The following is a 23,571-nucleotide window of genomic DNA, read 5'->3' as shown; positions in this document are numbered from 1 at the left end:
CGACTCCCTTGCTTTTTTAGTTTATATAGGAATAGTAATTGAAAACGTCACTCCGGCGTCTGTGTTTTCAGCCGTAATTGCTCCACCGTGCATCGTAACAATACGCTTTACGATGCTTAAGCCAATACCGAATTCACCATTTGCTCCTTTTTTAAACGGTTCAAACAAGTGTTGAAGCACGCTTTGATCAATCGGGGGACCATCGTTGCTGATTGTACATTGAACGTTCGTTTGGTGTTTAGCAAGTGAAAGTGAAACCTTCGTCTCGGCATAGCGCAGCTGATTGTCGAGTACATTTTCAAGAACTTTTGTCCACAGCTCTTTGTCTCCTTTAATCGTTGCGTTTACGTCGTCAAATTCCCACTGTATTTCAGGGCGCCTCCACCGCAAGCGATCCACTACTTCATGAAGAAGTGCAGTAAAATCAAAGTCATCTTGTGCAAGCTGATGAGTGGACATATAGTCAAGTTTGGTTAAGTAAAGCAAATCGCGGATTTTTTTCTCAAGATTTTTGGATTCATCTTCAATAACTTTTACCGTTTGAGATAAATCACCTTTTGGATAAATGCCGTCTTGAATCGACTGAGCGTAGCTTTGAATAACCATAACCGGTGTTTTTAAATCGTGTGAAATATTTTGAAGCAGCGTTTGCTGTGCTTCATCTTTAGATACGAGCCTTTTGCGCATTTGCTCGATGGAGGCACCTAGCTTGCCAATTTCATCGGAACGGTTGACTGTAACGGGCTCATGCCAATTTTGTTCGGCAATTTTTTTTACATCTTTTTCAAGCGATACAAGCGGCTTGCTTAAATATCTTGATAGCCAAATAGATGGAAGCCAGCTGAATAGAAATACAATTGAAATTACAAGAAGCAGCTGTTTAAAAAGAGTAGAAGTAAGCGCGTTGCGATACGTATCCCACGAAAATGAAAGCAAAAAAGCAGGCTGTCCGTTTACGCTTACTTTTCGAATCACATAAAAAAGCGTCCGGTTGCCGAGATCTTTTTCATAGCGAGCGACGATTTTTCGCTGACTGATTGCATCTTCCTGTGCTTTTCTCAAAAAGTCTTGAGGCAACACCCGTGATGAAAAATAAGAGATATCCGCATGTTCAGGCAATAAAATATGATCCACGGTTCGATTACCAAGTGTTGGTTCACTGTCTTCATTGCTAAAGTAGTATTCACCTGAGCGGCTTGGCAGGCCGTATTCTTTTAAAATATGCTGTTCATTTTCAATAGTGGTATAAATTTCATTCGTGAAGAACTGCCTGAGCGTCGTTGGGAATAAAATAGCGAGCAAAATTGAAATAAGCAGTAAAATACCGGAGATGACGAGCCAAATTTGAAATGCAAGCGACTTGTTTTTCATGCTTTCATCATCCGGTATCCGTATCCGTAAATCGTTTCAATTCGTGCTTGCGGCATTTTTTTACGCACGCGCCTTACTAAATCATCCACCACTCGGTCTGTGCCGAAATAATCTTCTCCCCAAATGAGATTCAGCAGCTGCTCTCGTGAAAAAGCCTGTCCAAGGTCTTTTGAGATAGTGACAAGAAAATCAAATTCTTTAGACGTTAAATCAATCGGCTTTCCATTTTCACTGACTGTACGGGTATGTAAATCGATTTCATAAGGAGTCAGCGTAATGGTATCGGTTTTCTTTTGATTGGAACCATATACGCGGTTTAGCAGTTTGTTTGCTCGAATAACTAGTTCACGAGGCAAAAAAGGCTTTGATAAATAGTCGTCGCTGCCCATTTCAAGCCCAAGAACCCGGTCAATATCGGCATCGCGGGCTGAGATGAAAATAACAGGCACATGTGGCGTTTGCTGCTTGATTTCGCGAATGAGCTGATACCCGTCAATGTCAGGCAGCATAATATCTAAAATCCACAGGTGCGGAGGAGTTGCAATCATTTCTTTGGCGTCCGTGCCGTTAAAAAATGAGCGAACTTCCCAGCCTTCTTTTTGAAGGTAAAGGGTTAAAACTTCGTTTAAATTTTGTTCATCCTCTACTAAATATAGTGTAAAGCTCAAATTTGACACCTTCCTCTGAATATATGAAAATTAAGGTAAATAAAGCATATTGCGCCATCTATGCGCGTTTCTTTAAAGGTCTATGTACCCGCTATTATACTACGTGTTTGCTGTTATAAAGAAATTTTTCACAATTTCACACATTGTTTTGATACTTATCCCAAACTTTTATTTTATAGTATAGATAACATAAAATTTGCTACGTTAAAAGGAGTGTTTTTCATGGATCCACGTGATTATGAAAGAGAGCAAGAACGAAAAGAAGAATATGAAAACCGCCAGCAGCGCTACGATCAGTATCAGCCTGCGTCATCATCACAGCCTCCAAGAAGACGCTTATTTCCAGTGATTGCATCTTCTATCGCCGGAGCAGTTCTAGGGGGAGGAATTGTGCTATACGGCGCTCCGCAGCTGGGGTTAATGGATTCAGCTGATACGCAAACAGCGAATCAAACAACGCAGACTCAAACCGCAACGACAACGAGCACAACGCCTCGAACAGTAAGCACAACCGTGAATCAGTCAGATCTTGTTTCAGTTGTAAATAAAGTATCAGCTGCTGTTGTAGGCGTGAACAATATTCAACAGCAAACAAATCCATTTTCTGGAGATACCCAAACGCAAGAAGCAGGAACGGGTTCCGGTGTTATTTTCAAAAAAGAAAATGGAAAAGCATACGTTGTGACCAATAACCACGTTATTGACGGCGCAAGCGAAGTAGAAGTGTCACTTTCAAACGGACAAAAAGAAAAAGCTAAAATTGTCGGAGCTGATGCGCTAACGGATTTAGCGGTTCTGGAGATGTCTGACAAAAATGTTGAACAAGTGGCGAAGTTCGGGAAATCATCGGATTTAGTAGCGGGTGAAACGGTGCTTGCAATCGGAAATCCTCTTGGTGAACAATTTTCTCGTACGGTCACACAAGGTATCGTGAGCGCAGCAAAACGCTCTGTCCCTATTTCAGACAATTGGAACGTAGATGCAATTCAAACGGATGCGGCGATTAATCCAGGAAACAGCGGCGGTGCCTTGATTAATTCTTCCGGTGAAGTAGTCGGTATCAACAGTATGAAAATTTCAGAAGACAATGTAGAAGGCATAGGCTTTGCTCTTCCAAGTGATGAAGTGCAGCCGACGATTGAACAGCTGATGAAAAACGGAAAAATAACGCGTCCATATATGGGGGTAGGTCTTCAAGATGTAGGTCAGCTTTCAGCTGCAACAAAACAAAACCAGCTAGGTCTAACAAGCGATACGTCTGAAGGAGTTGTCGTAACGACGGTTGAACCGTTCTCTTCTGCTTCTGATGCAGGTTTACAATCAAAAGACGTGATTGTTGCCATCGATGGAAATGAAGTCAAAACATCCAGTGATTTACGTCAATATCTATACACAAAACGCAAAGTAGGAGACACGGTAAAATTAGACGTGTACCGCAATGGAAAAAAACAAACCATTTCTCTGAAGCTTTCAGAGCAGCAGGATAACAATGGATGAGTTCAACACCGTTAAAGCTGCTGCTAGCAGTATTAACAGCGTTTGGACTTTTGACAGGCTGCGGAGGGAAGCATTCAAACACGTTGTTTCCTTCTGTAGAAATTAGTCAGCTATCTTCTGCCAAAGAAGTGGCAGCGTATGAGGGAGGCAAGGTGACAGGAGCCGAATTCAACCGTTTTTTAGCCGTTGAAGGGTTCTTAAATCCTGATGCTCCGCTAAATGATACAAGCTACCGCAAAGAGTTGTTGCGGCGGCTTGTCATGCAAAAAATCTTAATTACGCATCTAAAGACAAGCGATAAAGTGCAAAAACAAGTGGAGGATATGTGGAAGCAAATTAAACACTCATATGACAAGGGTACAAGAAAGCAAGGTTATGAAGTCTTAAACATTCGTTCTAGTGATGTAACCAACCAGCTAACGAATCAGTTTAAATTAGAAGAATATTTCCGTAAACAAATTACGTCTGATGAACTAACTGCTTACTATAAACGTATTGAAAACGATCTAACGCGCGTATCTTTTACGCAGCTGGCGTTCCCCACTTTACATGATGCCGATGCCGTTGCGGATGAACTGCAAAAGGGAACATCGCTTCAAGAAGTTCAAAAAAAATATGCTGATGTCCAGACAATCAGCAAAATAGAGAATGCTGATAATCTAAAGCTTTCAAGTCTATCTCCCTCTTTTATAGATGTTTTAAAAAAACAGCACATCGGAGAGAGTAGTGAGCCCATTAAAATGGGTAAAGTCTATTATATTCTTATTTTAAAACAAAAAGATAAAAAAACGGAATCCGAAGTTAAAGAAGAAATGATGAAAGAACTTGTTTTGAATCATATCAACCGGTATATCCAGGATGAACTGCCAAGGTTTCAGGTGACTTTCAACCTTAGGTAGTTCCCTTTTATATAGATTGATTGTTTTCAAAAAACAAGCAGGTAAAAGAGCTTTCTATTAATAGAAAGCTCTTTTACATTTTTAAGTAGACAGAAATGTCGGCACCTGATAAAATAAAGTTGTAAAACTTTCATTATTCGGAAAACTTATACCCTCCAGCTTCGGAGGGTTATTTTTTATGCTGTTGGACGAACCAAAGAAGCTGGGATAAAAGTATTTTCGTTAAAGGGAGATTCGAACGCGTTTGATTCTTGATGGAGAATCAAACGCGTCCGAATCTTTTTCATTAGTAGGGTGAACGTAGACTTAATATGTGTAGTTGCTTCTAGCGGTTGAGTGGAGGGCAAGGCGAAGACTCCTACGGGAAAAGCGGAACAGGCGAGACCCCGCAGGAGCGGAAGCGACGAGGAGGCTCACCGGCCGCCCGCGGAAAGCGAAGCCTTGCACGGAAATCAACAGCGGTGTAAAAAATGGTTCATACGAGCTCCTTTATTCCATTTGTTCGTCTGTAAATTGAACTGCTTTCGTTACGTTTCAATCACTTTTCATCTTTTAAATGACTCAGTAATGCAGAAGACATCTCCACGTGAGAAAGGGCGATGTGTGAAATCGTTTTTGCATAAGGTGTAATTTCGTTAATAAATTGTTCGAGTACGTGCAGGTGAGGAAGCTGAAGCTTTGTAATAAAGCAGGCTTGCCCGGCGATGCGTTCACAGAATAAAGCATAGGGATACTGAGAAATAAATCGCTTAAAACGCTCATGCTCTCCGTTTTTCATAGTTACTTCAATAAAACATGATACGGGTAAATGCAGCTTCTCATAATCAATATCAATCGTATACCTTTTTATAACACCAAAGCTTTCTAGCTGTCGTACTCTCTCTGCCACTGAAGGAGGAGACAAGTTAATTTGTTTTCCCAGCTCTCTTAAGGAAAGACGGCTGTTTTGCTGCAGCGCCTGCAGAATCGATAAATCAATTTCATCAATTTTCAATTGAAAACCTTCTTTCTTATTAACGTTTCATTTGATTAGTAATAGAAGATAAGACGTTTTATATGTTATCTGAAATTTCTATTTTTCTTACTATAATAATTAAAAAGGAGTGAGTGAAAAATGGCAAGAGTTTTGTTAACAAATGAAGAGGGAACAAATTTTGAAGAAGCATTGAATTTAATTCCACATGTAAAAAGATTGTATGATGAGCTTTACGACACCCTTTGGAACAGCGATATAGTAGAAAGAGAGACAAAGGAAAAAATCAGGCTTTATCTAGCGGGTGTGAACGGCTGTGAGACGTGTATGAGCATGTCATATGTAGGGGATAAGACGCTTAATCAAAAAGTATTAAGCGAAGAAGAAATTGAAGAAAGAGATCGACTACTGTTTCGATTTATTGATGTATATCGGGTGCGTCCAAGGGATTTGACGGATGCTGATATGAATCAAATAAAGAAACATTACAGTGATACGCAGCTATTAGAACTGTTGGCTGTTATTAATTTGTTTGATCAATTTCACAAACTGATTGTCAGTTTAGATTTATATGATTTTTGCAGTTTGCAGCCCAAGTGATGTCTTCGCTAAAAATACCTTGACAGACAAAATTCACAGGAGTAAGATAGCTTTCGTGAAGTGAAACGTATCATGAATCGAATCGATTATTCTAAAAAATAGATCATAGACATGTCAATAAAAATCGCTTAATCCATTATGGAGCGGAGGACCCATTATTTATGCACATATTGTGCTCTGGGGTGAATCCTTAAAAAGGTAGGGTTACTCTTAAAACCCGAACCCGACAGCTAACTTCGCAAGCGTTTTGAGGGGGAAGAGTGTGAAAAAGCACAGGAGCCTTCCTGTGTTTTTTTGTGCTTTTTTAAAGAAAAAGATGTAATTTTTTAGAAAAAGTATAAGCTAAGAGAACACACAGCAGTTGAAGAAAGGAATAAATACATTATGAAAAAACAGTTTGCTGTATTGGGATTAGGCCGTTTTGGAGGCAGTTTGGTTGAAGAGTTTGCTAATTTGGATGTGGATGTGCTGGCTATTGACCGCAATCAAGAGGTAGTAAATAAATATAGCAACTCAGCTACATATGTTGTGCAAGCGAACGCAATTGATGAAGCTAGCTTAAAGGGGCTAGGTATTCGCAATGTTGATCATGCTCTTATTTCATTTGGGGATGATATTGAAGCAAGCGTGCTCGCAACCATGCTTTTAAAAGATATGGGTGTTAAGCAAGTATGGGTAAAAGCAGTGAATATGTATCATCAAAAAGTGCTGGAGAAAATAGGAGCGGACAAAGTTATTCATCCGGAGCGCGATATTGCTAAGCGCATTGCTCATCACGTGGTATCAGAAAAGATCATTGATTACATTGAACTCTCAAAGGACTATAGCATTGTTGAAATTGTCGCTTCCAAAAAACTTCATAATAAAACGCTTTTTGATTTAAATATTCGTGCAAAGTACGGCTGCAACATTATCGGATTTCAGCGAAAAGACGGAGAAATGGTGATTTCGCCTACGGCACATGAAACAATTGAACAAGGAGATATGCTGATTGTCATCGGACATAATCGCGATTTGAACCGTTTTGAAGAAGAAGGAGTTTAACTCATGAAAAAACAAATCATTAAACTCACCCCTCCGCAGCTGCTTGTTTCTATTTTTGGTGGAGGAATTATTATTGGTGCGCTTCTATTGATGATGCCTTTTTCTACTACTGAGCCAATCCGGTGGGTAGACGCTCTTTTTACGTCTACTTCTGCGATGACGGTAACCGGCTTAGCGGTCGTAGATACGGGCACGCGTTTTACCGTCATTGGTCAAACGATTATTATGCTGTTAATTCAAATAGGCGGTCTTGGTATTATGTCATTTGCCGTGTTGATTTTTATGATGCTCGGTAAAAAAATTGGATTTAAAGAGCGTATGCTCGTTCAGCAGGCCTTAAATCAGACGAGCGTCGGCGGAGTGGTGCTGCTAGTTAAAAGGCTGTTTATCTTTTCATTTTTAATTGAGTTTGTTGCACTTATCTTTTTAGCGATACGCTGGGTTCCGGAGTTCGGATGGTCTAAGGGGCTGTTCTTTAGCTTGTTTCATTCGATCTCGGCTTTTAATAACGCAGGGTTCGGGCTGTTGTCTGATAACTTAGTTCAGTATGTAGGAGATCCCATTATTAACATAACGATTTCTTTTCTATTTATTATTGGCGGGTTAGGCTTTACCGTCCTTGCTGATATGTGGGTGAAAAAATCGTATAAAAAGCTAACGCTGCATTCAAAAATTATGATTATCAGCACGTTTGCGATTAATGTAGCTGCCATGCTTTTTATTTTTTTCTTAGAGTACGGCAATTCACATACGCTCGGAAATTTGTCATTCGGAGACAAAATATGGGCGTCTTATTTTCAAGCGGTAACGACAAGAACTGCTGGATTTAATACAATTGATTTAGCTCACCTGCATGACGCCACGGTCTTTTTAATGGTTTTATTGATGTTTATTGGTGCAGGAAGTGCGTCAACAGGAGGCGGTATCAAACTAACAACGTTTGTGGTGATTGTCTTTTCCGTATGGGCATTTTTACGAAGCCGGGAAGATATTGTTTTACTGAAGAGAAGGCTTCTTCCTCTTCACGTGTTTAAGGCATTAGCCATCACGATGATTTCGATTATGTTTGTGTTTGGAGCCATTTTCTTGTTGAATATTTCGGAAAACCTACCGTTTGTAAAAATTATGTTTGAAGTGGTCTCAGCGTTTGGAACAGTAGGTTTATCAATGGGAGCGACTCCTGAACTTTCATACTTTGGACGCGTGATTATTATTTTTATCATGTTTTTAGGAAAAGTGGGGCCATTAACGCTTGCGTTTTCATTATCAAAACAGAAGCGAGAAGCTGTACGATATCCAAACGAAGATATTATGCTAGGGTAGAAAAAATCGCCTTCGATGAGGCGATTTTTTTATATTATTTATACATTCAAGACATATAAGAGGTTACGCACAAAACAGTTGCAATGAATAAAAAGAAGGCAAAGACAAGAATACTGGGCAATTTGGAATGTCGGCGCATCAAAGGCCCCCCTTTTTTTATAGTAAAAAAATCTCTTACTATATATAACGAAAGAAACATAAATATGATTCACTTTTTTAGCGAAATTTGAAGATTTTTCCCGTTTAAAAAATCCGCACTCCTGTCCTAAACATTTTGGCAAGCTGTTGCATACACTAAAAGCAGATAACAGGAAGTGAGGGATGATACGTGGGAAAACAAAATTTTGCGTTAATCGTTGTGTTATTTGTTTTACTTGTTATTGTAGGTGCGTCTGGCTTTCGCTTTTAAATGTTAACTTTATTTACGCATAGCCCCCGTCAACAAGGGTATACTAGGCGGAAGTAAAAACCAAAAATTTCTTCAATATTGCCGAACAATGAGTTCCTCTACTCATTCATCTAATCGGTATGTAGCCATGCGAAAGCATGGTTTTTTTTGAAACAAGGGGATGAATGATGTTCATCCCCTTTAGAAATTAGTAGTAGCAAGAACACCCTACGATTACTAATAGAATAAATAAAACAACGATAAATGAAAAACCAAAACCGCCTTTTGCACCCATATGTGTAACCTCCTTTAATAAAATTCTCTATATCCTATGTACTAATTGGGTTAAGTGATTGAGAAATTTGCCTATTTTTTAACGGTAACGATCTTTTGAGAAGAATGAAGAACACTTACTTTTTTCATTTGTGCAGAAATCCTTTATGATAAAGAGGAAAAGGAGGGCAAAGTGGTGGGAATACATGTAGAATACGTCATGAATCAGCTAGAAGAGGGTAAGTGGAAAGAAATCAAACGCGAAATTCAACAAGAAATGAAGAAAAAACCTGAAGCATCTGATTTATACTGTTACCTAGCGGTTTGTTTAGCAAAGCAAATCGAAGAATCCATTGTTTTTGAAAAAATGGTGTTAAATTTAGAAATGGACCGAGCTCTTCATCAGGCATTAACATTAAATCCATCTTCAAGCTTGGCGCACTTCGTTCGAGGAGTAAAATACCGGGAGACTCCGCTTATGTTTGGAGGGAATTACGAAAAATCGCTGTTTTATTTACAGCGGGCGCAAGAGCTTGGTTTTGAAGGGGTTATGCTGCCGCTCGAACTTGCTAAAACATATATTCAATTAAAAGAAATCGAAAAAGCGAAAGAACAGATCGCCTATGCCAAGGAAATCGATCCTGCTCATACGGGTATAAAAAAAGTCGAAAACATGCTGCAAACAGGACATTGAATCAAAAGTCCTGTTTTATTTTTGGTTTTCAAGAAACGTGTGCTCATTTTCACAAAGGATTGCTTTTTATATAACAATAAGAATATTTATAAATATTTCAAGAAGTGAATGTGAGTCGAATGACTTCTTCACTGCAAGATTTTTTACATTATTAGAGCGTTCAGTCTACATAGTTCCAAAAATAGTAAGAAACTATCAGCCTATGGATAAATTGTTAGAAAATATAGATAATTGTAAATAAATAGAGATAAAAGTTAAACATGCGACTAACTAAAAAAGCAAAGGTGTGATTTACTTTGCTTTTTATTTATACACATATGTAAAAAAATATCATAATAAACTAATTTATTCTTGGGGAAATCCATCGTCTCAGGCGATGTGAAATAATGTATTTGAAGGAGGAGACCCAGATGAAGGTTATGAAAATGTTGGTTATTGCATTATTCAGCGTATGTTTAGTTGTCACACCAGCTGCTGCTGAAGTTCCGGGTGTCGACCATTCAATGAAACGAGGTGCTACACAAGGAATTGTAGCGGCATCTCACCCGCTGGCTGCTGAAGCAGGAAGGAAAGTTTTAGCTGAAGGCGGAAACGCTGTAGATGCGGCAGCTGCCATTCAACTATCTCTAAATGTTGTGGAACCGATGATGTCAGGTATCGGCGGCGGTGGCTTTATGATAATTTATGAAAAAAAGAAAGATAAAATTACGATGCTAGACAGCCGTGAAATGGCACCGGCTGACGTCACGCCTAAGTTATTTTTAGATTCAAAAGGAAAAGTCATTCCTTTCAGTAAGCGTCACATAACAGGAAAAGCAGTTGGAGTTCCCGGCACGTTAAAAGGAGTAGAAACAGCCCTTAAAGATTATGGAACAATGGACTTATCAGATGTTATTAAACCAGCTATTACTCAAGCGGAACAAGGAATCAAAGTAAATTGGTCGATGGCTCAGTATATCGATGAAAATGTGGACAAGCTTGAAAGATACCAAACGGCCGGTGATGTATTTGTCCCCAATGGTAAACCGTTAAAAGAAGGAGATAAGCTTGTTCAGCCGGATCTTGCTAAAACATTAAAACTTATTCAAAAAGAAGGTTCAGATGCTCTTTATAAAGGAGAAATTGGAGAAGCACTTGTTAAAGAAGTTCAAAAGCGCGATGGAAGCATGACCATGGATGATTTAAAAAATTACGCTGTAAAAGAACGCGAGCCAGTCAAAACAACTTACCGGGGCTATGATGTGGTTAGTGCGGCTCCTCCTAGCTCCGGCGGATTAACAGTGCAGCAAATTTTAAAGCTAATGGAAGGGTATGATGTAGAAAAAATGGGTTCCAATACCCCTCAGTATTTGCAGCATTTAACAGAAGCTATGCACTTAGCTTTCGCTGACCGCGCGGCATATATGGCGGATGAAGATTTTTACGAAGTGCCGAAAAAAGGACTGTTAGATGAAGATTATATTAAAGAACGCCGCAAATTAATTAATCCAAATAAAGCAACGCCTAATGTCAAGGAAGGAGACCCTTGGAAGTATGAAGGAAAAGAAAATCCAAATAAAGCAACGGTAACGGAAGAAAATCCAATTGGCCAAACGACTCATTTCTCTGTTGTAGATAAATGGGGAAACATGGTTTCTTATACTACTACCATTGAACAAGTTTTTGGCTCAGGAATTATGGTTCCTGACTACGGGTTTATGCTAAACAATGAAATGACAGATTTTGATGCCGCTCCGGGAGGCGTGAACCAAGTTGAGCCTAAAAAACGTCCTCGAAGCAGCATGTCTCCAACGATGCTGTTAAAAGACGGAAAGCCGTTCATGGCAATTGGTTCACCGGGAGGTCCAACCATTATTGCATCTGTAGCAGAAACGATTATGAATGTCATTGACCATAAGATGCCAATTCAAAAAGCGATTTTAACTCCACGCATTTACTCAGGCGGCTATCCAACCGTAAGATGGGAACCAGGATTTAGCCAAGATACGATCCTTGAAATGATGGCTAAAGGACATGCGTTTGAAGAAACGCCTGAGCATATTGGAAACGTCCAAGCGGTTATCTATGACTATGAAACAGGGAAAATGTACGGAGGTGCGGATAATACACGCCAAGGCACGGTGTTAGGAGTAGACGCGATTAAATATGTATCCAAGCAGCCAAAGCCAATTAAAGAAGAGAAAAAAGGAGAGTTTACAGTTGAAGTCAACAACGCAGTGTATCCGTTTACTGATAAGCAAGTGAAGCTGATTGATGGAAAGCCTTACGTACAGTCCGACCGTTTGCTGCTAGGATTAGGCGTTATTGATTCGAGTGATTTAAAGCTGTATAAGCCAAATCATCACTCCTATTTATCGGTTATCAAAGTAGCAAAATCACTTGGCTACAAAGTGAAATGGGATGAAGAAAAGAAAGTAGTGTCATTAGAAAAAGATCCTGGTGAAGATGATACCGGTGATGATGAAGACGGAGACGTTATTACAAATTAAAAAATAGGCTAGGAAAAAAGTAGTTTAGTTGAATGAAGATCCGAACGAAGAATTGAGATTCTTGATGGAGAATCCTACTCGTTCGGATTTTTTTATTTCTATGGTGACCATAGTTTTCGTCTATGTAGCTGCTTCTAGCTGTTGCACGGAAATCAACAGCGGTGTAACGAGCGATTCATACTAGCTCCTTTATCCCGTTTGTTCGTCTTTAGATTGAATGGTTTTTGTTATGTCGCCATCTCTTTTTTTATTAAAGCAAATAAAATTGGCGATTTTAAGACAAAAGACAAAAAAGTTTGCATGGTTTTCCAAAAAGTTGTAGAAATCGACAGTTTTTTTGGCATATGTAAAAAAACGTGTGATAAAAAGACTGATAGAATGCTACAAACAAAGTTGGCATCATTTTTGCATACGAAATAGATGAGAAGCTGTATGAATGAAAAAATACATAGTTAAATAAACGCCTATGTTTACTTCACACAGAATAAAATGCAACGGGGGTATGGAAGATGAAAAAAGAAATTTCAATTATCGGTGTACCAATGGATTACGGACAAACAAGAAGGGGTGTAGACATGGGGCCGAGCGCAATCCGCTATGCAGGCATGAATACACGCTTAGAAGCTCTTGGCTATACCGTACACGATGAAGGTGATATTAAAGTAGAAATTAAAGAGCGAGCAGACGTAGATAAAAATACGAATTTAAAAAATTTAGCGGCTGTAGCCAGTGGCAACGAACAGCTTGCTGCAAAGGTTGAAGAAGTAAAAGAGCAAGACCGCTTTCCGTTAATACTAGGCGGAGACCACAGCATTGCAATTGGAACGCTTGCAGGAGTCGCAAAAGGTTCAGAAAATTTAGGCGTTATATGGTATGATGCTCATGGTGATTTAAACACCGCTGAAACATCTCCATCAGGCAACATTCACGGCATGCCGTTAGCTGTGAGCTTGGGTATTGGACATCCCGTGCTTTTAAATATTGGAGGATATACGCCCAAAATTAAACCTGAAAATCTAGTTATTATCGGTGCACGCTCATTGGACGATGGTGAAAAAGAGTTAATTAAAAAAAAAGGAATTAAAGTGTATACCATGCATGAAATTGATCGGTTAGGCATGACGCAAGTGATGAAAGAAACGATTGATTATTTAAGCGGTACAGACGGCGTTCACCTTTCGCTAGACTTGGATGGCTTAGATCCAGATGATGCACCAGGCGTAGGTACACCTGTAAAAGGCGGCATCAGCTACCGAGAAAGTCATTTAGCGATGGAAATGCTGGCGGAAGCAGACATGGTGACATCCGCTGAATTTGTAGAAGTGAATCCTATTTTAGATCAGCATAACAAAACTGCGGAAGTAGCGGTTGCGTTAATGAGCTCATTGTTTGGAGATAAGCTTTTATAAGAAAGAGATACTTATAGGTGTCGCGTGAAGAAAGTCTGTTATGATCCAAGAAACGGTCATGCAGCACTAAACGGCTGCCATCCTCGCTACGGGGCTGGCGCCATTTGTAAATCATCGGACATCAATTGACTTGAGTCATGAAAGGCTACCTAATAAGCGGCTATAAAAACAAAATAAACCTAAAAAAATGAAAGCGATTTCATTTTTTTGTGCAGCAAAGGGAGGAAATGGGATGAATATTCCACAGGGACAGCCAGGAGAATTAAAAAGAACGATGAAAACAAGGCATCTTTTTATGATATCACTAGGAGGATGTATTGGTACCGGTTTTTTCCTTGGGTCAGGTTATACCATCAATGAAGCCGGTCCGATGGGAGCAATGATTTCCTACTTGGTAGGAGGGCTCATTATGTATCTAACGATGCTGTGTCTTGGAGAACTCTCCGTTGCTATGCCAGTTGCAGGATCGTTTCAAACGTACTCCACTAAATTTATCGGCCCCGCAACTGGTTTTGCGATTGGTTGGCTGTACTGGCTAGGGTGGGCAGTAACGGTTGCACTTGAGTTTTTAGCTGCCGGGCAGTTAATGCAAAGATGGTTCCCGGACTCGCCCGTTTGGTTATGGTGCGCAATTTTTGGAGCATTAATTTTTTCGTTAAATGCACTTTCAGCCAAAGCATTCGGTGAAACAGAATTTTGGTTTTCAAGCGTGAAAATTTTCGCTATTATTATGTTTATCGTTGTAGGCGGAGCGGCAATGTTTGGACTCATTGATATGAAAAGCGGACAGGACGCACCGTTTTTATCAAACTTCTTTGCCGAAGGGCTGTTTCCAAATGGGGTAACAGCTTTACTGATTACGATGATTACGGTGAACTTTTCGTTTCAAGGAACAGAATTGATTGGAATTGCAGCAGGAGAAAGTGAAAATCCGGAAAAAACAATTCCAAAAGCCATCAAACAAACGGTTTGGCGTACGCTTTTCTTTTTCGTCTTATCCGTGTTTGTCCTAGCAAGCATGATTCCTCGTGAAAAAGCAGGCGTCGTAGAAAGCCCGTTTGTTGTTGTGTTAGACAGTGTAGGCGTACCTTATGCGGCAGACATTATGAACTTTATCATTTTAACGGCTCTTCTTTCAGTCGCAAACTCTGGATTTTACGCGGCTACACGTATGCTTTATTCTCTTTCACGAGAAGGAATGGCAAGTCCTGCGCTTGGAAAAGTCAATAAAAGAGGGGTTCCGTTTAATGCGTTATTAATTACGCTTGTAATTTCATGTTTTTCTCTGCTTTCAAGCGTAGTGGCAGCTAAAACTGTTTTTGTATGGCTGATTTCTCTAGCTGGACTTGGCGCTCAAATTGGCTGGATTGCGATTACAGCTTCACTGCTTGCGTTCCGCCGTGCTTACGTGGCTAAAGGCGGAAAAGTAGAAGATCTGAAATTTAGAACACCTCTTTATCCGGTTATTCCTATCGTAGCGCTTATTACGAACTGTATCGTCATGATCAGTCTTGCGTTTGATCCCGAACAGCGAATGGCGTTATACTGCGGAGGTATTTTCTTTATAGGCTGCTATATTTATTATTATTTGAAAATTCGAAAACGAAATCAGTCAAAACAGGAGCAAGAAGTTCAGCTTGCGGAAAATAAGCGAATGATTATCTAGCATAAAAAACCCGGAAAATCGTGATTTTCCGGGTTTTTTATGTACTTATCTTTAGCTATCTAGTGCTGTATCTTCATCTTTACGTCGGCGGAGCCTCCATAGTGTGATAAGAGCAATCAGTGTAAGAACAATACCGCTGCCGAGCAGGATATGACTCACTGTTTTATCCTGCTTTTTTTGGCCTTGTTCAAAATATTTTTTATACATCGCCACGGCAGCTTTATTTTGCTTGTATTTTTTTGGAACGCTCATTTCTTTTCCAAGCTTCCAGCCGTCTTTATAAGCTTTTTGCTGCAAAGGTTTCACGTCTTTATTCGAATAAAAGCCTGCTTTGTACCATTTTTCTAGCTCGGGCTTGTCCTGAAGACTTTTAGGCGCTCTATAGGTCTGATAAGTAAAAGCAGAGTCGTACCCCTGTGCTTTTACATCTTTTTGTTTTTGTTTCTGTCCTTTTTCGTATCCTTGTTCAAAAGCTGTTTGCAATTCGCCTTCTGCTTCTGCAGGCACTTCAAGTGAAAGGTCGTGATAGCCTTGCACGTAGCCCTGCTTTTCAAACTGCTTTTTTTGCTGATTCAGCACTTCAGATTGAGCGGTTTCAAAGCCTTCTGTAAAAGCCTGACGTGTGATATCCTCATCATCATACATGCTCGGAACACTCATTGAATCATTTTCAAGACCTTGGTTATAGCCTTCTTTTTTTGCTTTAACAGATAAGTCCATTAAAGAAATAGCTTTTTTGTAGCCTTGAACATACCCTTTATTCCAGTCGGATGACTTAGAAGGAAAGGATTCGATTTCTGACTGAACGGTAGCATGTTTGTAATCAAGCACTCCTTGCTGATAGCCTTCCTCTTCGCCGGCAGCCATTTCATTTTCTTGTTCAGTCTTGAGTTCTTCTTCTTTTTGCTGCTGTCCTTTTTTATATCCTACCGTATACCCCATCATAAACCACGTGAATTCTTCAGAAGATTTGTCCAGTCCTGTTGTTTGATCAAACTGTTCGAATTTCTTCTGTGCGTATCCATCTTCTTCTCCAAGCGAATAGCCTTCTTGATAGAGAGAGTCAAAAATAGCTTTTACATCTTCATTTGTATCCACGTTTGTAGGTTGGTCCAAAACGTCTGAAGAGGAATCCGGAGTAGCATAAGAAGAGATGGGGTCACTTGCAAGAATAAGTAAGCAAGCTGTACTAATAGCGGCTAATTTTTTTTTCATCATTTCTTCACCTTTTAGTTCAAAGTCAATGTTTATTTTGTAGTTTAAGCGTACAGCTTTCCATGTAGAAAGGCGTGTAAAAGTTTTTCCAATTATGAAAATTATAACATTTAAATGAAAAGGAGAATAGGTGGTAAAAAGGAGAAATGTGTGTTTTTTGCGGAGTTTTACCTTTGCTGCTGTTTTGCTTTTTTTACTTTATATGAACGGTAAAACACTTCAGCTACAAAACAGAACAAAAGGAAAAAAAGGACAAATAATTCTGCGAACTCCATAACACGAAACGGACTGTAGGCATTTTGCAAGGCCATGGAAAAACTAAATCCCTGCATCATATCTATACTGATAGAAAATCCCATTAAGCATCCTAAAAGCAAAGCTGATATCCACACGATTTTCATACATCTCACTCTCCGTTTTTGTTTTTTTCTTAAAGACATTCTACCGATAGCTTTTGTTATTTTTTTTGTCTTACGCTTTGATTGCTCTATTAAAAATTGCATACAAAGCATTTATTTGGAAAAAGCTAAAAAAAAGAAAGGTGTTTTTAATCGTGCCTTCTGTATTTAAAAACAAAAAAAGCAAAGACAATAAAAAGGAAACGGAAGCTTTGTCATCAGAGGAACAAGCGACAGTCCTTTATTTGTAATGAATGCGATGCTGATGCTGTTAATTATTTATACGGTGTACAAAGGGCTTGAAGTAATAGCTAGAACAGCTAGACGTGTTTTTTATGATTGCATTAGTAATCGGAGGATTTGTTAAAATCAACGTCTTTTTTTACACCGTGATTGTTGGAATTTCCACACTGTTTAAGGTGAAACGACTTTCTGCGCTAACCTATCCTGTAGGCACGGTGATTTTATTTTTTTCTTTGACGATGGCAAGTAATTTTCAAGAGCATTTAAAAGAAGGGCTAACGATTATGCCGGTGTTACTTTTTATCCCTTTTCACGCAGTGATTCCGTTTACGCTGCTTTGTATAGCCTTTATTAAACATCGCATAAAAAAACAAAAGCGCTGCAGCCATCATGATGGCTGCAGCGCATTCGTCTGCTATCCGCTACTGTACGTGCAGCTGCTCCCGCTCTTTTTTTACTTGCTCTAGCTGTGAAATCGTAACAAGCTGATACCCTTGTGCATGAAGCTTCTTCATAATTTCAACGGCTGCTTCGGCGCTTGTTTGATAAATATCATGCATTAAAATAACTTTCCCGTCTCCGACTTGGCTCATAACTGCTTGGACGGAGTGAGGCACGTTTCGATATTTCCAGTCTTCGGGATCGATATCCCATAGAGTCACGCCAACATTTCCGATATAACGTCTTACATTTGCGTTCACGGCTCCATAAGGAGGGCGGACATGCAGTGGTTCATAGCCGCTGACTTGTTTAATGAGCGCTTGGGTATCGCCTATTTGGTGTTTGACCTGCGCTTCATTTAAACGAGTGAGCTGAGGATGATCCCAAGAGTGATTTCCGACTTCGTTGCCTTCCTTGACCATACGTTCGATTGTTTCAGGATAATATTGAACGCGGCTTCCTAACACAAAAAAGGTAGCGTGCCCGTTCACTTCTTTTAATCCATCTAAAATCACATTGGTAGATGAAGGGTTAGGTCCGTCATCAAAGGTCATTGCAACGATTTTTTTAGTTGGGTCAATAGGTGCTCCTTGCTCCGGCATTTCGTTAACGATATGTTTTGGAGGCGTTTCTTTCACTTTATTTTTATTTGCTGCTTCGTCTTTGTAAGCATCGCTCATGATGTCTTTAAATAAATCTTTTTGGATAGCGATTGTTTGGGTTTTCGTTTGTTCATCGCCTAGCTGATAAGGCTTAAAATAGATCACAATACTGTTTTCAAGGAGCGCAAAATGACTGAAATTTTTATCAGCTGCCTGCGTTCCTTTTTGAAGGTCCGGGTCAAAATCAGCTGTTTTCATTTGTTTTTTTAATTCAGCATATGAAATAGCTGAAAGACGATCTAAATAGTTTGCATCTTCTTTAAATAAATCTTTTAACGACATTTGTTTTTGAGCAGGCAGATCAAATGTAAAGGTTTTGAGAGAAGACGTTCCTTTCTCTCCATTTACAGATTCATATTCATCAAAGGCAATGCTTAGCGTTTGTTTGCTGTAATGAACGATTTTATATGTAATAGTTAATTCAGATTTTTTCTTTTTTGACTGCTTCTTCAGCTTTTTTTCATAGTGTGCCACTTGATCTGTTACGTAAGCTTGAATGGATTGATCAATTTCTTTTTTGCCAAAGGAAGGGTAGCTAATCGCATACCCTCCTTCGGTAAGATCCTTAACTAGCGTTTGAATTTCAACGTTTGGATAGGTTTGATCTGTTTGAATATTTGCCGTTTTTTTCTCTGTACTGTTTGCTTTAACGATATACCCTGCTGTACCAAGAAGCAAAATACAGCATCCAAGCAGTGTCAAAATACGTTTGTAGCCCATGGTTTTCATGTAGTAATATTCCCCTTTTTGTATATATCTACCTAATAGACGCATGAGACCATCATTTAGTTTTATTTTTTTTTTAAAAAACCAAACTATTTTTCTACTTATTCCGTCTACCTTATGGACGTACTTCAGCAAGAGAAAATAGAAGGGGCATGAAAGACGATGAAAAAACATGATGCACATCAGATGCTCGTAGCGTGCATAACCGAGCATAAAGCGGATTTTTACCGGCTTGCTTTTAGCTATGTGAAAAGTCAAGAAGATGCGCTTGATATTGTGCAAGAATCGATTAAAAAAGCACTCATTTCAATGGACAGTATCAAGGATATTCAATCGATTAAAAGCTGGCTTTATAAAATTGTTGTACGAACAGCAATCGATTTCCTGCGCAAGCATAAACGCTTAACGCTTATGGACGATGAAGCGCTTGAGCACTTGAGCAGCGGACGCGAAGATAAGTATGAAGATATAGATTTAAAACAAGCAATGGATCAGCTGCCGGTTAAATATAAGACCATTATTATTCTGCGTTTTTTCGAAGATTTAAAAATGGAAGAAATTGCGGAAATCATTGAGGAAAATGTAAATACGGTAAAGACAAGGCTTTACAGAGGGTTGAACCTGTTGCGGGTTACGATGACGGAGGAGGATTTAAAACAATGAACGAAAAAATAGAAAAGTTAAAGAAGCAGTATCATGACATTCCTATTCCAGACGAATTAGATGATATTATCGCACAGGCACTTGCTTCACATCCTCGTAAAAAGAAATCCTATATTTGGCCGAGCGCGATCGCGGCAGCAGCGGTGATTTTTATCATGACGGTGAATGTAAGTCCAGATGCAGCAAATGCAATGGTAAAAATTCCTGTACTGGGAAAAGTAGTAGAAGTTATTACATTTGATGAACTGAAGCAAGAAGAAAAGCATTCTCGTATTGACGTGAAAACACCATCGATTTCAGGGCTGCAAAACAAAGGTCTTCAAACAAGTTTGAATGAAAAGTATGTAAAAGAAAACAAGCAGCTGTATGAACAGTTTAAACAAGAGATGAAAACATTACAAAAAGGAGAGAAAGGAAACGTGGCTGTAAGCAGCGGCTATGATATTATGACGGATACTGACGATTTGCTTGTTGTTCATCGATATGTGGAAGAATCGAGAGCTTCAACGTCCAGCGTCAATCAGTACGACACGATTGATAAAAAACACGAAGTGCTCGTTACGCTTCCAAGTTTGTTCAAAGATAAAAGCTATATAAAGGTCATTAGTGAAAATATTAAACAGCAAATGAAAGATCAAATGAAACATGAAGAAGGCAAAATCTACTGGCTGACTGAAGAAGATATGGATCCTTTTAAACAGATTGATGAAAATCAAAGCTTCTACATTACAAAAGATCACAAGCTTAGAATCGTATTTGATAAATACGAAGTCGCTCCAGGATATATGGGAAATATTGAGTTTGAAATTCCGACAGCCGTTATTTCAAACCTTCTAGTTGGTCAACGGTATATTCATTAAAAAACAGGCGTGAACGCTGAACGTTCACACCTGTTTTTTTACATAAAGAAACGTTAAAATTTATTTTTATGCAAAATAAGTTGAAATATATAAGCAATCATGTATAATATTTTGTATATATTTTCATTCTTTTTGTTTATAAAGTCTTAGGGGAAAATGATGTGAACGGTTGCATTTCTAGAGAGGAAGTGAAGAGGTGAAACGCACGTTAAATCAAGATACGATTAAAGATGCCATGCTGTTTAATCAGCTTGTGATGCAAGTAAGCAAAGCTCTTTGGAAGTCTACTGAAAAGGATTGGGAGCAGTGGGTTAAGCCGTACGATTTGAGCATTAATGAGCATCACATTTTGGGGATTGCTTATCAGCTGGAAATTGCGTCGATGACCGACATTTCAAAGCTAGGCGTCATGCATTTATCCACAGCTTTTAACTTTGCAAAAAAATTGCACTTGCGGGGCTATCTTACCCTTTCTAAAAATGAGAAAGATAAGCGGAATACATACGTACAGCTCACAGAAGAAGGAAAAAAGATGTTTTTAAAAACGCTCGAGGATTATAACCCTCTTGAAAATCCTTTGTTTCAAGGAGCGATGCCGCTGCGAGATGTTTACGGAGAGCTGCCTGACTTTGTTGAGCTGACGGCTCTGATTCGAAGCATATACGGAGAGGATTTTGTCCAGTTTATCGAACGTTCTTCTCAAGAGCCCGCTAGCTTGAAAAAATAAAAAAGCCTTCTTGTGCAAGCTGAGAAGGCTTTTTTGCATATCAACTTTTTTCAGTTAACCGTTCAAGTTCTTCTGAGGAATGTGCCATCTTCTCAATTCGCAGAGACAGCTGCTTCATTACGTCGGCTATTTTTACAAGCTCTTTTTTTGTTAGAACGGTTTGCTGTTTGTTCTCGGTTGTTATGCTAAGAACGTTCGTGAAAAAAGAAGTAATGTTGTTCATATTGTCAGCCGTATCTTTTGTTAATTTAGCGACTTCTCCACCTAACGCCGAGACGCTTTCAATTTGTTTTTGAATGTCTCCGATAAAAGTGGAAATATTAGAAATGGATTTCTTCGTTTCTTCTGCAAGCTTCCGTACTTCCTGTGCCACCACTGCAAATCCTTTTCCATGCTCGCCTGCTCGAGCAGACTCAATCGAAGCGTTTAATGCTAATAAATTCGTTTGCTCAGCAATAGAAGTAACAATCGAAACGATTTGATGAATTTGCTGTGATGTATGTTCAAGCGTTTTCATTTTGTTTTGAATGAGCGACGTATTTTTTTGTATGCTTCCAAGCATGTTTTGTTCTTCTTTTAATTTTGCTTGACTCGTAACGGATTCTTTCTCAATGACTTCTGCCAATTGGGAGCTTTTGTTTGCATAAGAAAGGACGTCAGAAGACTGATTGTGCATTTGGTTCATAAATGTCTTCGTTTCTTCAGATAACGAAGAAAGGATAGATGATGTACGAGAGATTTCTAGCTGAATTTTCTCTTTTTGAGTCTGAAGTCCAGCGCGCTGCTCGTCATATTCAAGCTCATAGGCTTTTAACACAATTTGCTGTTCTAGACTAATAAGCTTTGTCATACTTGCAATAAAAGCCAGACATTCTTCTTTTGATTCCATCGTACGTTCACATACTGAAAGAAGCGACGTAAATAAATTTTGAAATGCGCACAAATACCAGTTTGGCTCAAGTCCAATTTTAACGTGCATCTTGGAGATTTTTTGACGTTTTACCACAAAAGCATCATCTATTTGTCCATCAAACATTTCTAAGATGTGCTGTTTTAACGTTTGTTTTAATGCATGGACGCTGCTGTGCTTTTTGATAATCGCAACCAAATGAGCCTGTTCGCCAATAGCTTTGTAAAAATCATTCACGATCTCTTCGATGGCGTTCAGCGCGTGAACTTGAAATCTGGCAATCCGTTCGAGATCCTCTGCTGTTAAGGAAATCATGTTAATCTGCTTTTTTATCATCGGGTCCGATACATGAAGCTTTACAGTGATGGATTCGACAGCCGCGGCTTCGGCGTGCGCTTTGTTTCGTTTAAACCAATTCATGTTTATCACCTTTATTTGCTAGAATAGTTGTTTTTCTCTTCTTCTTATATTTCGGCGTTTTACATCCAAGAGTTGAGGCTGTTTAAGAAGATTGTTATCAAATTGTTATCTTCTATTAATTGAATTGTTATCCGCAGATGGTATGGTTGTACGGTGCTTAAAACATGATTCGGGGAGGAAACGAAATGAAAAAAATGCTATCGGCGCTTCTTGTAGGAGGAGCTTTATTTGCAAGTCCGGCAATGGGACATGCTGCGTTTGGCGACACGGTTTTAAAACAAGGGATGACAAATGATGATGTTGAACAAGTTAAAACGGTGTTAAAAGATAAAGGATTTTTAAAAGGCGAAGTATCGCGTTATTTTAATTATGAAACAAAAAAAGCGGTTATGGCTTTTCAAGAGAAACATAACCTAGAAGCAGATGGAGTTGTTGGAGAGAATACATACAATGCATTAGGTAAAGGCGGCGTTGTAGAAGGCGAATCAGAAGTGAATACGGATAAAGTAATCAGCAAAGCAAAATCCTTAATGGGCACGCCGTATAAATGGGGAGGCACCACACCTTCAGGATTTGACTGCAGCGGATATCTTCAGTATGTATATAAAGAAAGCGTAGGCGTTGATATTCCAAGAACGGTTGAAGATATCTATCAAGCAGGTGAAAATGTAAGTGAACCGCAGGTAGGAGATCTTGTGTTCTTTGAAACGTACAAAGAAGGTCCTTCTCATGCAGGCATTTATCTTGGAGACGGAAAGTTTATTAACGCATCGTCTTCTAAAGGCGTTACAATTAGCGATAAAAATTCAAGCTATTGGAAAGAGCGCTATATAGGAGCAAAGCGTATTGCAGCCAACTGATTCATCATTTAATAGATAAAAAAGACAAAGCTTAGGAGCTTTGTCTTTTTTTGTTTGGGTTTCAGTAGGTAGGAGGAAGTAGGAAGTAATCATATGCAAAACGGGCTAGTCATGTGCGTATTTGTATGAAAATATGATAAAAGTTCTGTCAC

General features: G+C 39.1%; 24 protein-coding genes and 1 riboswitch. Of the genes, 16 read left to right on the top strand and 8 right to left on the bottom strand.

What is annotated here, in order from left to right:
* Nucleotides 1-21: 21 nt before the first annotated feature.
* Both LIS78_RS19965 and LIS78_RS19960 read right to left on the bottom strand, forming a co-directional pair.
* Nucleotides 22-1,371 carry a sensor histidine kinase gene (locus LIS78_RS19965; protein WP_209150556.1) on the bottom strand — a complete coding sequence of 450 codons (1,350 nt, stop codon included), beginning with the start codon at nt 1,369-1,371 and terminating at the stop codon, nt 22-24.
* The gene (locus tag LIS78_RS19960; protein WP_129704149.1) at nt 1,368-2,039 is read right to left on the bottom strand and encodes a response regulator transcription factor; all 672 of its coding nucleotides are present in this window, start codon (nt 2,037-2,039) and stop codon (nt 1,368-1,370) included. The genes LIS78_RS19965 and LIS78_RS19960 overlap by 4 nt, the downstream gene beginning before the upstream one ends.
* Nucleotides 2,040-2,261: 222 nt before the next feature.
* Here LIS78_RS19960 and LIS78_RS19955 point away from each other — a divergent pair, with 222 nt between their 5' ends.
* The 3 genes from LIS78_RS19955 to LIS78_RS31485 all read left to right on the top strand — a co-directional run bounded on the left by LIS78_RS19955 (nt 2,262) and on the right by LIS78_RS31485 (nt 4,902).
* Entirely contained in the window at nt 2,262-3,536 is a 1,275-nt protein-coding gene (locus LIS78_RS19955) for a S1C family serine protease (RefSeq protein WP_209150555.1), read from the top strand.
* A complete protein-coding gene (locus LIS78_RS19950) occupies nt 3,533-4,435 on the top strand; it encodes a peptidyl-prolyl cis-trans isomerase (protein ID WP_209150553.1) in 903 nt (300 codons plus the stop codon). Before LIS78_RS19955 ends, LIS78_RS19950 begins: the two co-directional genes overlap by 4 nt.
* 332 nt (nt 4,436-4,767) lie before the next feature.
* A complete protein-coding gene (locus tag LIS78_RS31485; RefSeq protein WP_280640292.1) occupies nt 4,768-4,902 on the top strand; it encodes a hypothetical protein in 135 nt (44 codons plus the stop codon).
* Nucleotides 4,903-4,973: 71 nt separating this feature from the next.
* Here the strand turns inward: LIS78_RS31485 and LIS78_RS19945 are convergent, their stop codons facing one another.
* Entirely contained in the window at nt 4,974-5,429 is a 456-nt protein-coding gene (locus tag LIS78_RS19945; RefSeq protein ID WP_195782152.1) for an Lrp/AsnC family transcriptional regulator, read from the bottom strand.
* A gap of 120 nt (nt 5,430-5,549) precedes the next feature.
* Between LIS78_RS19945 and LIS78_RS19940 the strand changes: the two genes are divergently transcribed.
* The 4 genes from LIS78_RS19940 (at nt 5,550) to LIS78_RS19925 (ending at nt 8,784) form a co-directional block, all read left to right on the top strand.
* Nucleotides 5,550-6,008 (top strand): carboxymuconolactone decarboxylase family protein, encoded by a 459-nt coding sequence (locus LIS78_RS19940; protein ID WP_209150551.1) that lies wholly within the window; start codon nt 5,550-5,552, stop codon nt 6,006-6,008.
* A gap of 115 nt (nt 6,009-6,123) precedes the next feature.
* Nucleotides 6,124-6,268: riboswitch (cyclic di-AMP (ydaO/yuaA leader) on the top strand.
* Nucleotides 6,269-6,392: 124 nt separating this feature from the next.
* Entirely contained in the window at nt 6,393-7,052 is a 660-nt protein-coding gene (locus tag LIS78_RS19935) for a potassium channel family protein (protein WP_195782154.1), read from the top strand.
* A gap of 3 nt (nt 7,053-7,055) precedes the next feature.
* Nucleotides 7,056-8,375, top strand: a complete 1,320-nt coding sequence (locus tag LIS78_RS19930; protein WP_209150549.1) for a TrkH family potassium uptake protein — start codon at nt 7,056-7,058, stop codon at nt 8,373-8,375.
* Between the two features lie 328 nt (nt 8,376-8,703).
* Nucleotides 8,704-8,784, top strand: a complete 81-nt coding sequence (locus LIS78_RS19925) for a YjcZ family sporulation protein (protein ID WP_016765202.1) — start codon at nt 8,704-8,706, stop codon at nt 8,782-8,784.
* Nucleotides 8,785-8,971: 187 nt separating this feature from the next.
* Here LIS78_RS19925 and LIS78_RS19920 read toward each other — a convergent pair whose 3' ends face one another.
* Entirely contained in the window at nt 8,972-9,058 is an 87-nt protein-coding gene (locus tag LIS78_RS19920; protein ID WP_016765201.1) for a YjcZ family sporulation protein, read from the bottom strand.
* 174 nt (nt 9,059-9,232) lie between these two features.
* Between LIS78_RS19920 and LIS78_RS19915 the strand changes: the two genes are divergently transcribed.
* The 4 genes from LIS78_RS19915 to LIS78_RS19900 all read left to right on the top strand — a co-directional run bounded on the left by LIS78_RS19915 (nt 9,233) and on the right by LIS78_RS19900 (nt 15,294).
* Nucleotides 9,233-9,730, top strand: coding sequence for a tetratricopeptide repeat protein (locus LIS78_RS19915; RefSeq protein WP_229754538.1), 498 nt, complete (start codon nt 9,233-9,235; stop codon nt 9,728-9,730).
* Between the two features lie 410 nt (nt 9,731-10,140).
* Nucleotides 10,141-12,219 (top strand): gamma-glutamyltransferase, encoded by a 2,079-nt coding sequence (gene ggt / locus LIS78_RS19910; protein WP_209150547.1) that lies wholly within the window; start codon nt 10,141-10,143, stop codon nt 12,217-12,219.
* A gap of 509 nt (nt 12,220-12,728) precedes the next feature.
* Complete coding sequence (gene rocF, locus LIS78_RS19905) at nt 12,729-13,628, top strand: arginase (RefSeq protein WP_252284254.1); 900 nt, start codon at nt 12,729-12,731, stop codon at nt 13,626-13,628.
* A 232-nt stretch (nt 13,629-13,860) separates the two neighbouring features.
* On the top strand, nt 13,861-15,294 hold the full coding sequence (locus LIS78_RS19900) for an amino acid permease (protein WP_209150545.1): 1,434 nt from the start codon (nt 13,861-13,863) through the stop codon (nt 15,292-15,294).
* Between the two features lie 51 nt (nt 15,295-15,345).
* Here LIS78_RS19900 and LIS78_RS19895 read toward each other — a convergent pair whose 3' ends face one another.
* Entirely contained in the window at nt 15,346-16,509 is a 1,164-nt protein-coding gene (locus tag LIS78_RS19895; protein ID WP_229754539.1) for a hypothetical protein, read from the bottom strand.
* A 167-nt stretch (nt 16,510-16,676) separates the two neighbouring features.
* On the bottom strand, nt 16,677-16,910 hold the full coding sequence (locus LIS78_RS19890) for a YczF family membrane protein (protein WP_252284253.1): 234 nt from the start codon (nt 16,908-16,910) through the stop codon (nt 16,677-16,679).
* A 332-nt stretch (nt 16,911-17,242) separates the two neighbouring features.
* On the opposite strand from LIS78_RS19890, the gene LIS78_RS19885 reads away from it, so the two are divergent.
* The gene (locus tag LIS78_RS19885) at nt 17,243-17,617 is read left to right on the top strand and encodes a GerAB/ArcD/ProY family transporter (protein WP_252284252.1); all 375 of its coding nucleotides are present in this window, start codon (nt 17,243-17,245) and stop codon (nt 17,615-17,617) included.
* Here the strand turns inward: LIS78_RS19885 and LIS78_RS19880 are convergent.
* Nucleotides 17,573-18,982, bottom strand: coding sequence for a polysaccharide deacetylase family protein (locus LIS78_RS19880; RefSeq protein ID WP_252284251.1), 1,410 nt, complete (start codon nt 18,980-18,982; stop codon nt 17,573-17,575). The genes LIS78_RS19885 and LIS78_RS19880 overlap by 45 nt on opposite strands.
* 159 nt (nt 18,983-19,141) lie before the next feature.
* Here LIS78_RS19880 and sigV point away from each other — a divergent pair, with 159 nt between their 5' ends.
* The 3 genes from sigV to LIS78_RS19865 all read left to right on the top strand — a co-directional run bounded on the left by sigV (nt 19,142) and on the right by LIS78_RS19865 (nt 21,229).
* On the top strand, nt 19,142-19,642 hold the full coding sequence (sigV, locus tag LIS78_RS19875) for an RNA polymerase sigma factor SigV (RefSeq protein ID WP_252284250.1): 501 nt from the start codon (nt 19,142-19,144) through the stop codon (nt 19,640-19,642).
* A complete protein-coding gene (rsiV, locus tag LIS78_RS19870) occupies nt 19,639-20,502 on the top strand; it encodes an anti-sigma-V factor RsiV (protein WP_252284249.1) in 864 nt (287 codons plus the stop codon). Before sigV ends, rsiV begins: the two co-directional genes overlap by 4 nt.
* A 196-nt stretch (nt 20,503-20,698) precedes the next feature.
* Nucleotides 20,699-21,229 (top strand): HTH-type transcriptional regulator Hpr, encoded by a 531-nt coding sequence (locus tag LIS78_RS19865; protein ID WP_013058578.1) that lies wholly within the window; start codon nt 20,699-20,701, stop codon nt 21,227-21,229.
* 40 nt (nt 21,230-21,269) lie between these two features.
* On the opposite strand, the gene LIS78_RS31480 is transcribed toward LIS78_RS19865, so the two are convergent.
* Nucleotides 21,270-22,559: a globin-coupled sensor protein gene (locus LIS78_RS31480; protein WP_286676932.1), complete on the bottom strand. Its 1,290-nt coding sequence runs from the start codon at nt 22,557-22,559 to the stop codon at nt 21,270-21,272.
* A 185-nt stretch (nt 22,560-22,744) separates the two neighbouring features.
* On the opposite strand from LIS78_RS31480, the gene LIS78_RS19850 reads away from it, so the two are divergent.
* Nucleotides 22,745-23,419 (top strand): C40 family peptidase, encoded by a 675-nt coding sequence (locus LIS78_RS19850; RefSeq protein WP_195782166.1) that lies wholly within the window; start codon nt 22,745-22,747, stop codon nt 23,417-23,419.
* Nucleotides 23,420-23,571 lie beyond the last annotated feature (152 nt).

This window comes from Priestia megaterium, assembly GCF_023824195.1.
GTDB classification, from domain to species: Bacteria; Bacillota; Bacilli; order Bacillales; family Bacillaceae_H; genus Priestia; species Priestia megaterium_D.
This window is presented reverse-complemented; position numbering and strand designations above follow the sequence as displayed.